Source organism: Bacillus cereus group sp. RP37, assembly GCF_040459695.1.
Classification (GTDB): domain Bacteria; phylum Bacillota; class Bacilli; order Bacillales; family Bacillaceae_G; genus Bacillus_A.
The window spans coordinates 3,820,538-3,835,671 of the sequence record NZ_JARVHP010000001.1 but is presented as its reverse complement, the minus strand read 5'-3'; the positions used below and the strand labels follow the sequence as shown (position 1 = coordinate 3,835,671).

Below are 15,134 nucleotides of genomic sequence, written 5' to 3'. Positions count from 1 at the left end.
TTGGATACTATCCAAACTACAAGCTTTTTCTTTTTTATTACCTCCACCAAATCCAAGCCCAAAAGTAATTTCGTATATTTCGAGGAGTAACGCGTATAAAACGTTCCCCGTCAAAGAAGCAATTTAAATTTGGAAGTGTTTCATCTGGATTGTCTGAAATAAAGGCGACAATGTTTTCATTGCTTGTAACGGTTACTGTAATTGGTGGATCGGTAGGCGAGACTTGAAGTTGTAACGAAATATTGGCCGTATTTTTAAATTCATTATTAACAGGTGGACTTATCACTTGCACTGTGAATAACACGCTGATTGTTTCGTTTGGTTCCAAAGTAGTAGCGACTAGGAAACCGATATTTGGATTCGCTAGTGGAGAACGTTCACCGTTAATAAAGACAGTATCGTTCATAAATTGTAAACCTGCTGGAATGGTATCTTGTAAAGAAACGTTTGAAAGTGAAATATCAGAAGTATTCGTAATACGCACCGTATAATCAAAATATTGGTTTAAATAAGCTGAGCTGACGGAAGCGTTTTTTACTACTGTTGCAGTTATAAATTGAACTGGTATGCGTACAATGTTTGAATTAACAATGAAAGTAATAATCGGTTCTTGTGGTGTCAATTGGAAAGCTGCTGTAACTGTTGCGGAATTGACAATTGTATTGTTTGAAGGAATAGAAGTGACTAGAACTTCAAATGTTATCGTTGCTACTCCATCTGCAGGTAAAGCGCCGATATTCATACCAGTGTCTGGACGAACATTTGGAACAGGAGTACCGTTAATTGTTACGCTGTTTTCTATAAATGTTGTACCAGCTGGAATGATATCTAGGACAGAAGTACTGATTGTAGGAATTGGTGAATGATTTATTACTTCCAATGTGAAAGTTATGGTCTCTCCTGTTGTTACGATAGATTTATCAGCTGTCTTTTCAATGCGAACCATCGGATCAACTACTGTTGTTGTAACGGTATTTGTTTGCTTTGTAATTGTAATAGGCGGTTCATTCGGATCAATGGTAACAGTGTAGGAAACAGAAGCATCGTTATTGATTGCAGATTGAAGAGTTGAAGGAGATATTGTTACTTGGAAAGTAATAATATCAGATTCATTAGGAGCAAGGTTTCCTAACGTAATACCATTTTCAGGATTTGCGTTAGGCTGATTAATTCCGTTAATCGTAACGCTGCCCGTAACGAAGGTTGTATCTACTGGTACAGTGTCTATGGCAAGAAGATCTTCAATCGTTACATTACCGCTATTCGTAATTGTAATTGTATACGTTAAAGTTTGACTAGGTAATGCATTCGTGGTATTAACAGACTTGGTGGCAACGACATTATCATTTTGGACAGTTGTTGTGACAGTATTTGTTGTAGTCGTATTTGTAACAGGTAAGTTATTTGGGTTGACTATATAGTTAAAAGTAGTAATTGCTTCGTTGTTGAGTTCATTTGGTGTTGGAATAGAAGTTACAGTTACTTGGAAGGAAGTGATAGCATTTCCACCTACTATTATAGTGCCAATTGGTATGCCACTTACTGGATTCACTCCCGGAAGAGTTTCTCCGTTTACAATGACGCTATTTTCTATAAACGTAGTACCTTGAGGAATAATATCTTGAATGATTACATCATTTGCTGCAACATTACCAGTTTGATTGAGTGTAATCGTATACGTTAACGTATCACCGACCGTTGCAAATGCAAGGTCAACAGCTTTATTACTATTCAAATTCGCATGATGAATTTCTGTTACAGCAGCTGATGAAATAATAGTTTCGGTAATAGGTGGTTGATCTGGTACTGTGTATTCATATTGAATTGTACTCGTGTTAGAGATTGGATTTGTTTGTGGAATGGAAGTAACCCGTACTTGGAATAGAATAGTGGCTGTCGTATTAGGCGGAATGTTATCAATTTGTATACCATTAAGTGGGTTGTCATTTGGACGAGCGTTGCCATTCACAATAACGCTATTCTCTATAAAGCTCGTATTTGCTGGGATGATATCTGTAACGATAATGTTTTCCACTTGTATATTTCCGTTATTTATGATGGAAATTGTATAAGGGATGATAGTTTGTAGGTCAGCATATTGGATAGGTGTTGTTTTTGTCGCAATTACATTAGCAGAAATAACTTCAGTGAAGGTAATGTTACTAGTCGATATTTCTTCTTCCCCGTTTATCGTATAACGAGAAGTTGATTGATTTTGAACATGGCCGCTAGCTGGAAGAGCTACGACGGTAACAGAAAATCTGACTGGGATAGAAATGTTAGGAGCAATCGTTCCTACAAGTATACCGGTACTTGGATTGGCGTTAAGCTGTGGAATGTTATTTACTAAAACGCTACCGTCTATAAAGGTTGTTCCATCAGGAATATTGTCTGTAAATATAACAGCAGTGGCATTCGTATTCCCTGTATTCGTTAAAGTTGTTGTATAAGTTAAAATGTCACCAATCGTTACAGAGGTCAAATCAACAGTTTTAAGTGAAACGACATCAGCATCATTAATTTGAACGAAAGTAGTATTGGAAGTAGTGGATTTTTGAATTGGTGCAAAGTCAGGATTGAAAATAAAGTCGTAGACGATGTTTGCAGTATTAGGTGTTGGATTTACAGCAGGTAAATTTGTAACGGAAACTTGGAATGTTATTGTAGCCATTTGACCTGCTGCGACATTAGGAATGGAAAAGCCGATATTCGGATCTGCTGCAGGAAGTACAGTATTATTAACTATTACACTTCCTGGAATAAATACTGTTCCATCCGCTATAGTATCTGTAAAAAAGATGGAGTTAGTTGTAGTCGATCCATTATTTTGAATGAATACTGTATATACAATGGTTTCATCAATATTAGCTAATACAGTATTAGCGGATTTTGTAGCAATAAGAATAGCATCAATAAATTGTATATTTGTACTATTGGAAGAGGTCGTTTCTGAAATTGGTGGTGCGCTTGAGTCTGGTCGATACTCATAGTGAATGACGGCGATATTATTAATGTTATTTTGTGGTGGTATAGAGACTACATTTACTTGGAACGTAACAATAATCGTATTATTTGGAAGGATAATACCAAGATTGATACCGGTAATTGGATTTTCATTAGGTCTTGGTATGCCATCTACAAGGATGCTATTTGAAATGAATGTGGTGCCAGCAGCAATTGCGTCAATTAGGAGAGTATTTGTAATAGGTACTGTACCAGCGTTTGTAACGGCGACTGTATATGTGATGATTTGACCGATACGTGTAATAGATCTGTTAGCGGATTTAATTGCACGAACATTCGCCGTCCGCACTTCAGTGTTTACTGCATTTGATAACGATCTACGCTGAATAATAGGAGAACTAGGGTCAATTTGGTATTCATATGAAGTGCCTGAAATGTTAATGACTGTATTGCCCTCTGGTATATTTGTAAGTTGTACTTGGAATGAAATAGTGACTGTTTCATCTGGTTGTATCGTGCCGAGAGTTACTCCATTTTCAGGATTCACACCAGGCTGAATCACATTATTTATTGATAAGCTATCTTCAATGAATATAGTACCTTCTGGAATGTTGTCAATGAACACGGTATTGTTAGCTGGCACGGTTCCTACATTTTGCAGTGTATTTGTGTACGTAATATTTTGCCCGATTGATACGAAAGTAACATCGGCCTGTTTAACAGAAATAATATTTGCATTTTGTAGTGATGTTGTAACGATATTAGAATTTGCAGAGCGATTCACTGGTGGAGCTGTAGGAATACTTACATATTGATAATTTACAGATGATTGATTTACAATTTCGGTTTCAGTAGGTGGATTATTTGTTTGTACTTGAAATAGTATTGTTTTTGAACTGTTTGGTGGAATCGTTCCAATTGGTATTCCATTTTCAGGATTTACACCAGGCTGAAGTACACCGTTAATTGTGACACTATCGGGAACGAATGTAGTCCCAGCTGGAATAGAATCTGTGAAAATAATATTTATTGCGTCAACATTGCCTATATTTCTCGCTTCCGAAATATAAAGTATAGTTCCACCAATATCCACAGTTATTGGATTGGATGTTTTTGTAATTATTAATTGTGCTTGCACGAAATTTGTAATGACGATATTACTTGTAGATGTTTCATTAATAGGAGGTTGCCCTGGATCTGGCTGAATTGTATAAGTTGTATTAGATTGATTTGTAATCGATTCTTGCGAGAATGGAGCGTTAATAAGAATTTGGAACGAAATCAGGTGAGTAGCATTTGCTGCTAGGTTAGGCAAAGTAACACCTACATTTGGATTGGCACCAAGTATAGCTGTTCCGTTAAGTGTAAAACTATTTTCTACGAATGTAGTCCCTTCTGGAATAGTATCTGAAAATATGAGATTTGTAGCTGGAATATTTCCGGTATTTTCTAGTGTTATTGTGTAGGTTAAAATGTCGCCAGTTGTTGCTTGTTGTGCATTGACTGCTTTTAAAGAAAGAATATTCGCATCCGAAATTTGTGTGAAAGCTGGGTTAGACGTAATTGTTCGAGAGATGATAGGAGCAGTTGGATCGGCGATAAAAGTATAGTCAATACGGGCTATATTAGAAATTGGATTCACGCTTGGAATGGATTGAACGGTAACTTGGAATGTGACGGTGACAATTTCTAACGGTGCGATAGAGTTTAATGGTATCCCTACGTTTGGATCAGCACCTGGAACTGAAATAGTATTAATGGTCACGCTATTCGGAATGAATGCCGTTCCTTCTGGTACTAAATCTGTTAAAGTAACTGTATTTGCCGTAGTATTCCCCTTATTTTGAACGACTACAGTGTAAGTGACTGTACCGTCAGTAGATTGTACGAGAGAATCTGTATTTTTAATTACAGATAATGATGCATCAACGACAGCTGTAGTAACTGTATTAGATGAAGATGTTGCTGTAACTGGAGGTTGACTCGGATTAACAATATACGTGTAACTTGTAAGTGCTTGATTTATAATTGCTCCTTGGGGTGGAATAGAGTTTGCAAGAAATTGGAACGTAATAGTAGCAGAATCACCTGGTGCGATAATACCAACTGGAATACCGAGAGTTGGACTTGCATCTGGCAGTGAAACCCCATTAAGCGTGACACTATTTGGAACAAATAATGCTCCTTCAGGAACTCCGTTAATGAGTAATACAGAGTTTGCAGGGAAGTTTCCAGTATTCGTTAATGTTGCTGTATACGTAATTACATCTCCGATAGATACGATTGTTCGATTTGCTTCTAAAACAGTTGTAACAGTAGCGTTATTAATTTGTGTTGAAGCGCCATTAGAATTTATTGTGCCTGTAACAGGAGGAGCAGTCGGATCAACAATAAATGCGTATTGAATAGATGCAACGTTTGTAATTGGATTTGAAGGTGGAGTAGATGTAACTACGACTTGGAAAGTAACAGTTAAGGAACTACCCGCGCTAACGGTTCCGATATTAACTCCGTTATTTGGATTTGCACCTGGAATGGTACTTCCATTTACAGCAAAACTATTTTCAACAAAGGTCGTTCCTGCTGGAATCAGGTCTGAGAAGTTTAGATTCGTAGCGTTTGTATTTCCACTATTTTGAATTAAAATGGTATAAGTGATCGTGTCACCGATATTTGCAAAAGCTGTATTAGCAGTCTTTACAGCTGAAAGTATTGCTGAGTTAATAGAAGTAACGAAGACGTTCGTTTCCACATTGCCAGGTTGAGCCTGTAATGCATTGCCTACGTTATATTGGAAGTTAACAAATCCTAAGTTTTGGAGTTCAGGAGTGAATGTTGTTGGATTGCTTACAATTTGAACTTGGAATATGATTGTTACAGTTTGATTTGGATTGATTGTATTTATACCAACACCGTCAATAATAGAAGCGGATGATAATGAAGTGCCATCAACAACAACTGATCCTGCAACAAATTGTGTCCATGTCGGTAAAGGGTCTGAGAAAACAACATTGTTAGCTGGAATATTTCCTGTGTTCGTAATCGTAGTTGTATACGTAATTGTATCACCGATCGTTGCAAAAGCTTTATCTCCGATTTTAATCGTGTTTAAAATAGCACTTTCAATTTTTGTTGTGACGTTGTTAGAAGTAATATTTTTTGAAACTGGAGGATTTGCTGGATTAACGATATGTTGGAAGCTAACGCTAGCTTGGTTGGAAATTGGATTTATAGGCGGAATTTCATTGGCATTAATATGAAATGCTACGATGACAGATTGGTTTGGCGCGATATCACCAATTGGAACACCTGTAATTATATTTGCATTTGGGATGCTAATTCCGTTAAGTGTAAAACTATTCGGTTCAAAGGAAGTTCCGTCTGGAATAAGGTCGGTAAAAATAACATTCGTTGCACTAACATTTCCGCTATTTGTAATTGTAACGGTGTAGATGATATCCTGCCCGATATCTACCGTTGATACATTTGAATTTTTTTGTGCAGTAAGGATAGCACTATTAATTTGTGTGGTCGTTGTATTAGATTGATTGGAAGTTGTAATAGGTGGCTGGCTAGGATCAACGACGTAATGATATGTGGTTGAAGTAGAATTAGATATTGGATTCAGTGTTGGAAGTGTAGTAACAGTTGCTTGGAATGTGACGATTGCCGTAGTACCACCATTAATGGAACCTATATTTACACCAGTAGATAAATCAGCGTTTGGAATGGTTTGCCCATTAACTGTGAAACTGTTTGGAACAAAAGTTAAATTGCTATCAAGTATATCGATAACGGTAACATCAGTTGCGGTCACATTCCCGGTATTAGGGAGGTTAAGTGTAAATGTTATTGTATTACCAACATCCGCAAAAGTAAGATCTGCTGTTTTTGTACTTATAATATTTGCGTTGTTTATTTGAAGAAGCGTAGTGTTGGAAGTAGCTGAACTCGATACTGGAGGATTAACAGGATCAACAATAAACTCATATGTCGTTGATGCTGTATTCGGTGCTGGATTAATAGGTGGAATGCTGTTAACCGTAACTTGAAAGACGATACTGTATATTTCATTTGGTGGAAGTGTTGCAAGTAATACACCTGTATTTGGATTCGCATTCGGTTGTAAAACGCCATCGACAGTTAGTGTGTTAGGAACAAATGTGAGTCCACTTGGTAATACATCTGTGAATACTATATTAGCTGCATCCGTATTTCCTATATTGGAAATAGAAGTAGTGTAAAAAGCAGTTTGCCCGATATCTGCAAAGGATGCACTTTCATTCTTCGTCATAGATAATATGGCTTCTTTAATTTGCGTTGAAACAGGATTGCTAATTGAAGTTTCTGCATCAGGCGGTGAGACTAATTGATATGATGTCGATGAGAAATTTACAATTGGGTTTTCGGCTGGTAATGAGGTCACGTTTACTTGGAAGGAAACATTTACTGTAGCCCCCGCTGTTATAGGCCCAATATTTACACCGTTTGTTGGATTCGCACCACTTTGAGGAATTCCATTAATGGAGAATGTGTTTGCAATAAATGTAGTTCCGTTCGGCATAGTATCTGTGAAAATAACATTTTGTGCAGATGAGTTTCCATTGTTTGTTAAAGCGACAGTGTAAGTGAGAGTATCTCCGATGTGGCTAAATGCTTTATCAACTTGTTTAGATGAAAGAATGGTAGCTGTATTAATTGTAGTAAATGTTGTGTTTGAAGTAACATTTCTTGAAACAATCGGTGCATTTGGATCAGCGATAAATGTGTAAGAAGCAGTAGCGGAATTGGCAATAGGATTTTGGACTGGTGTAGAAGTAGCGGTAACTTGAAATGCTATAGATATTGATTTGTTAGGAGCAATTGATCCAATTGTTATACCTGTATTAGGGTTGAGTCCGATTTGTGTGATGCCATCTATTATAACGCTATCAGTAATAAACGTTGTACCATCTGGTATAAGGTCAGTGAAAGTAATATTCGTAGCGTTTGTATTACCGGTATTTGTCAAAAGCGTCGTATAGGTAATGGTATCACCTAATGTTACAAGTGTTTGATCGACCGATTTTACCATCGTTATCATAGCATCTAGTACCGGGTTTGTAACGATATTCGTTGAAGTAGAAGCTGTAACAGGAGTTCCGTTTGGATCAACAGTGTAAGAATATAAAATTGTATCGTTACCCATAATTGAACTTGAAGGGGGAACAGAAAGAACATTTACTTGGAAAGTAACGGTTACGGTTTCACCAGGAGCGATATTTGGTATAGTTACTCCAAGTGCTGGTTGCGCACCAAATTGCTGAACTCCATTTATTGTGACTGAGTTTGGTATAAAGGTAGTGCTAGCTGGAATTGCGCTCGTGAAGGTAATATTCGTAGCTGTTGTATTTCCTGTATTCGTAATCGTAGTTGTATACGTAACTGTATCACCGACGGAAATGATAGATTTATCAGCACTTTTTTGGGTTGTTAATATTGCACTATTAATTGTTGTCGAAACAGCATTAGATACATTCGTTTGTGATACGGCAGGTTGGCTAGGATCAACCACATGTGCAAATTGTACAGAACTAAAATTAGAAATTGGATTTATACTTGGAATGTTTGTAACAAGTACATTGAGAGTTATAACGGCCGTTCCACTTGGATTTATATTTCCAATCTGAATCCCGCTAGCTGGATTTCCAATTTGCTGTGTACCAGAATCATTTGTCAAAGTTCCGGAAATAAATGTTGTTCCTTCAGGTAAAATATCTGTAAAAATTATATTTTGTGAAGTGACATTTCCAGGGTTACTTAATGTAATTGTATAAGAAATTGTATCGCCAATCGTTGCGAAAGTTTTATCTACAGATTTGATTGCCACAATTTCCCCAGAATTTATTTGTGTCGAAACAGGATTGGATGTCGTACTTCTTGAAACGAGTGGTAAATTCGGTCCTGTCATAAATTGATAATCAATGGAAGCTCCGTTTACAACTGGTGAGTTTGGTCCTCCAGGTCCGATTGTAAAAATAGGATTTGGGATGCTAACTACTTGCACACGGAAGGTAACGTTTATAAAATCTCCTGCAATAATATCTCCAATTGGTATCCCGTTCGCTGGATTTACTCCAGGTAATAAAGCCCCACCTACTCGAACGCTATCCTCTATAAATACTGTATTATTTGGAATCGGATCTGTAAAAATGATATTAGTAGCAGTTGTGTTCCCTATATTTTCTAATAAAACAGTATACGTTAAAAATGAATTTCCAGGTGCGACGTCAGAAAAGATACGGTCCACACTTTTCGTTGCTTGAATAATTGCTTCATTAATTTGAACTAAAGTTGGATTACTTGTAGCTGTTTCTGTCACCGGTGGCTGGGTAGGGTCGACAATGATGGAGTATGTTGTGCTAGATTGGTTCAATGTTGGATTTGTAGCTGGAATTGAGCCGACAATAGCTTGAAAGCTAATTGTTGTCGTTCCTCCAACTGGAATTGAGTCTAAAGAAATCCCGCTATCTGGCCTAAATCCAAGTTGTGGGATGGAGTTAATTTGTACGCTATCAGGAACGAATGAAAGTTCAGGTGGTAATATATCGATAAAAACAGGTGTGTTTGCGGTAGTATTTCCGCTATTCGTGAGGGTAGTTGTATACGTAATTGTATCTCCAACAGCAGCAAATGCACTGTTTGCAGTTTTTGTTGCGATAACGGAAGCAGTATTTACTTGTGTAAAAGTTTTATTGGATTGAACTGTTCGTGAAACAGGCGGCTCATTTATATCAACAATAAAGCTATATTGAAGCGATGATTTGTTCGGAATTGGATTAGGGTTTGGAAGCGTTGTAATGTTTACTTGAAAACTGAGTGTAATCAATGCATTTGCATTCAAGTTACCAATATTGATACCGTTTTGTGGATTTGCATTCGGGACGGTTACACCATTTATTTTAAAGCTATTTGGGACAAAGGAAGTACCGTTTGGAATTGCATCTGTAAAAACAATGTTGTTTGCAGTAGTATTTCCTGTGTTTGTAACAGATGAAGTGAATGTAATCGTATCACCAATCGTAGCGAAAGTTGTACTCGCATTTTTATTTAAAACTAAAGTAGCATCAATAATTGGAGTAACCGTCGTATTCGTAATTGTACTACTAACAGCAGGTGATTGGTTTGGGTTCACGGTATATTCATAATTTACAAGAGCATTATTTGTTAATGTGCCACTAGGTGGTATCGCTAAAATTTGTGCTTGAAAAGTAATGAATACAGTATCTTCTGGCGAAATATCTGCTAAGTGAACACCAAGTGATGGATCTAATCCTGGTTGTGGAACATTATTGATCGTTACGGAGTTTTGGATAAAGGAAGCTCCTGCGCCAAGCCCATCCGTTAAAACAGTTGCACTAGCAGGGATATTACCTGTATTTGTTACTGCAATCGTATAGGTCACGATATCACCAATTGCAGCTGTCGGTGTATTCACAGACTTCGTAGCGACAATAGTAGCATTATTAATTTGAGTTGTTATTACGTTACTTAACGTATTGGCGGATGCTGGAGGTAAGTTAGGATTTACGACATACTGGTACGTTGTATTGCTTTGGTTCGGGATAGGATTTGGATTCGGGATAGAATTTACTTGTACTTGGAACGAGATGGTCGTATTTGCATTGGGGTTTATTGGATCAATTGCTATGCCATTTGCTGGATTTACATTAGGGAGTGTATTCCCCTTTACTGTAACACTATTAGGAATAAAAGACGTCCCGTTTGGAATTACATCTGTAAATATTACATTTGATGCAAGTGTGTTCCCGCTATTCGTTAAAGTAGTCGTGTACGTAATAATATCATTTACATTCGCAAACTGTTTATCTGCAGATTTCTTAGAGGTAATCGTAGCGTTATTAATAGTTGTTTGTACAGTGTTAGAAGCAACCATCTGCATTACAGCAGGTTTGGATGGATCGTACGTGTATTGGAATGTTGTGCCCGATTGATTTGTAATCGGATTTACAGCAGGGATACTTGGTACAAAAACCTGGAATGCAACAGTACGTGATGAATTTGCTCCTATCGTACCAATTAAAATGCCATTAGCAGGATTTGCATTAGCTATAGGGACACCGTTAATTGTTACAGTATTAGGAAGGAAGATGGTACCAGCTGGAATGCTATCTGTAAACGTTACATTAGAGGCAGGGATATTGCCGTTATTCGTTAAAATTGTTGCATAGGTTATGATATCGCCAACATCAGCGGAATTTGTACTTGTTAGTTTCGTAGCAACAATATTAGCGGTGTTAATTTGTGTCATTACTATATTGCTAGTAGCATTTTTAACAATAGCAGGTAAATTTGGATCGGCGATAAAGCTATATTGAAATGTAGCACTGTTTTGCGCTGGATTTGGTGAAGGTAAACTATTTGTACTAATTTGGAAAACAATAGTTGTAATTCCGCCTGCTGGAATCGTACCAACTTGAAGGCCAACATTTGGATCCGCACCTAGCTGTAAAGCACCACCTATAAAAATACTATTTGGTACAAGAGTTGTGCCAGGAGGTAGTATATCGGTAACAACTACATTATTTGCTGGAGTATTCCCAGGATTGGCTAAGGCAATTGTATATGTGATTGGTTGCCCAACATCTGCGATAGTTAAGTCTACATTTTTGAAAATAATTACATTTGCTAAATTAATTTGTGTACTTACAGTATTACTTAAAGATGTTTCTATAGTTGGTGGATCACCTGGATTTAGAATAAAGCTATATTGTGTACTAGATGAATTTATTGTTGGATTTTGTACTGGTAAAGAGGTGACAGTTACTTGATAAGAGACGGTAAGTGAGCCGTTAGCAGGAATGGCAGGTAACGGAACACCTATATTTGGATCTGCATTATTTTGAAGTAAACCGTTAATAAGGAAAGTGTTTGGAATAAAGGTAGTGCCATCTGGATTTGTATCTACGAAAGTGGGACTATCAGCAGAAACACTTCCTGCATTCGTTAAAAGAATGGTATAAGTTAATATATCTCCAACGGTAGCGAACTCTCGATCCACCGTTTTTGCCGAAATGACATTTGCATCGTTTACTTGAGTAAATGTAGTGGTTGAAGTAGTGTTCTTACTTACAGGTGAAGCGTTTGGATCAACGATAAAGTTATAGGAGATGGAAGCGCTATTTGAAATAGGATTTGGGTTTGGAATGCTAGTTATTACTACTTGGAATGAAGCTGTAATTGTAGTATTAGCATTGATGCTACCAATATTGATGCTAGCTGGTGTAACACCTGGTTGAGCAACACTGTTAATCGTAACACTGTTTGGTACAAAGGCAGTACCATTTGCAATTGAATCGGATAGTACTACATTGTTCGCCGCAACATTTCCATCGTTTGTAAGAGAAAAGGTATAAGTTAATACATCTCCAACTTCCGCAAACGTTTGATTTACAGACTTGTTAGTATGAAGATTTGCTAGTCTAATTGTTGATGTTACAGAATTAGAATTTGCTGTTTTCGACGTCGGTGGCAGACTTGGATTTACAGTATATTGATAAGAGGCGAAAGCATTATTAATGATAGGATTTTGGGCGGTAATATTGATGACTGTTACTTGGAAAGAAAGGGTAAAAGTAGCTCCGCCAGGAATTGTGCCGATAGGTAAGGCAATGAGAGAATCTACATTTTGCAAAACGCCGTTTAGTGTTACAGTACCAGGAGTCAATATCGTTCCATTTGGAAGTGGATCTGTTAGTTGCACGTTAGTTGCAGCTGTATTTCCACTGTTTGTAATAAGGATTGTATAACTTATCGTTTCGCCAATTGTGGCAAATTGTTTGTTTGTTGATTTTGTTACTGTTACATTCGCGTTGTTAATTTGAGTGGAAACAAGATTAGAAGAGATGTTTTTTGTAACGGGTGATTGGATAGGATTTACAGTATATTGATAAGAAGCGCTGGATCCATTAGATACGACATTTGACGCAGGTATTGTGTTTACTACTACTTGAAATGAAATATTTTTTGTTGTACCAGTTGGGATAGATCCAATGTTCACACTATTAGCAGGATTTGCTCCAACTTGTGTCGTGCCATCTATTGTTAAACTGTTAAGGACAAAAGTGGTTCCGTTAGGAATGACATCTGTAAAAATAACATTGTTCGCATTCGTATTACCTGTAGCTGTAAAGGCAACAGTGTAAGTCAGTGTATCGCCAATATCTGCATAGTTTTTATCTACTGCTTTTGCCAAAGTTACAGTAGCATTATTCACTTGAGTAGAGACAATATTCGTCGTATCAGTCCCACTTACTGCTGGTTGATTTGGTACAGGAATGTATTGATAAGTTGTTGTACCGCTATTTAATATTGGGTTTGTTTGCGGGATAGAAGGAACGAGTACTTGAAATGAAACAGTAGTCGTAGAATTAGCAGCAATAGATCCAATTGATATCCCATTTGCGGGATTTGCCCCAGCTTGAGTAACTCCGTTAACAGTTACACTCCCTGGAATGAAAGTAGTCCCACTTGGAATTGGATCTGTATATATAACGTTAGTTGCAGGGATATTTCCTATATTAGCTAAGGCAATACTGTAAGTTAACGTTTCGCCAATATCGGTAAAGATTTTGTTAACTGATTTTGTGCCATTAATATCTGCAAGATTAATTTGTGTTCCTGCAGAGTTGCTTGTTGCGAGACCGTTAAAGGTTGTTCCTCCGGCAATTGGTGTATATTGAAAGGTAATATTAGCAGTGTTAGAGATAGGGTTTTGATTTGGAAGAGAAACGACAGTTGCTTGGAAAGTTACTGTACGAGAAGAGTTATTATTAATTGTTCCGAGAGATATACCAGCGGCAGGATTTGCATTTGTTTGTGGTACGTTATCTATCGTCACGCTTCCAGGTATGAAGGAAGTGCCGTTAGGGAGTATGTCTGTAAAAGTAACGTTATTAGCAGGCAGAAGCCCGGTATTAGGGATAGTAACGGTATAAGTGAGAACATCTCCAATGGCAGCGACACTTTTATTCACGTTTTTCGTTGCTTGTATATTTGGTGAATTTATATTGATTTGTAAACCGACTGTATTTAACATATAGGCATCTCCGTTAGTTGTTAAACGGATTGCGGCGGAAACTTGTGAGTTTGTTAAATAAGGAGAAATATCAATGGAAGTAATGTCCCAACCTTGCCGGCCGGCGGATATATTTGTGCTTGTAGAAGCACTTTGATTTCGTGTTCCAAATGTCCCAGTTGTATCTAAATTTCCAGCAGCATTATTAACTTGGGAACCGAAGAAATTATTTACAGCATTATTTGGCCCAGATAAAGCATTTAATGAACTGAAATTTGGTCCGAATAATGCTTGATCTCCAGTTAAATCAGCATCCCCTTCAGTAGAACTTATAAACAATCTCCCGCTTACAGGTCCCCCGGCAGGTGTTAAAAATCCTGAGACAGATACATCTGCACTACCAGTTTCTACAGAAACACGGTTACCAGCTACGTAAATTGTTAAATTTCTTGCGGGTAAGGAACCGTTTTGATAAGCGACAATGAGCGTCCATCCAGAAGAATTGATAGCCCCGTTAGAAGCATCTAAAGGATCTACAAGTCCAGGAACGGAACCTGTTGTATAGGATCCAGATCCAGCAGCTTGCACGAGTGATGTTACATCTGCGGATCGTGTATAAAATCCAAATGTGACAGATCCAGAAACGAATGTTTGATTTGAAGCTGTAACAGCTGAAGGAGTAATCGAGTATGTTGATACAGGTGTTGTGAAAGAAACAGGATTCCCTAAAACACTCGTAATGTTTTGATCACGAGATAAGTAGTTTCCGCCCCAAACAAGTTCTGCGTAAAGAATAGTACTACCAGCAGGGATATTTAAAATAGCGGTAGAACTATTTTGTGTATAGTTTAACGTAGTACCAGCAGGAAAAGTTGTGACTTGTAAAGCGGTATTCGTAGTTATAAACGCTCCAATTGCACCGATTGTACCAGCACGGTTTTGATTACTAATTTTACTTAAGCCTAAAGTGTTTCCTGTAATAGCGAGTGCGCCGTTAGTGGTGGTAGAAAATCGATTTGTAATTGGCATGTTGTCACCTCATTTACAATATAGTCTTGGTCAAAATAGGATATGTGTGTGACAAATAAAGGGA

The 15,134-nt window shown here is 37.5% G+C and carries 1 protein-coding gene; it reads right to left on the bottom strand.

Going from position 1 to position 15,134, the window contains the following annotated elements; all coding sequences use genetic code 11:
* Positions 1-37 precede the first annotated feature (37 nt).
* Positions 38-15,070, bottom strand: coding sequence for a DUF7507 domain-containing protein (locus QCI44_RS20170; RefSeq protein WP_353811419.1), 15,033 nt, complete (start codon positions 15,068-15,070; stop codon positions 38-40).
* Positions 15,071-15,134: the final 64 nt, after the last annotated feature.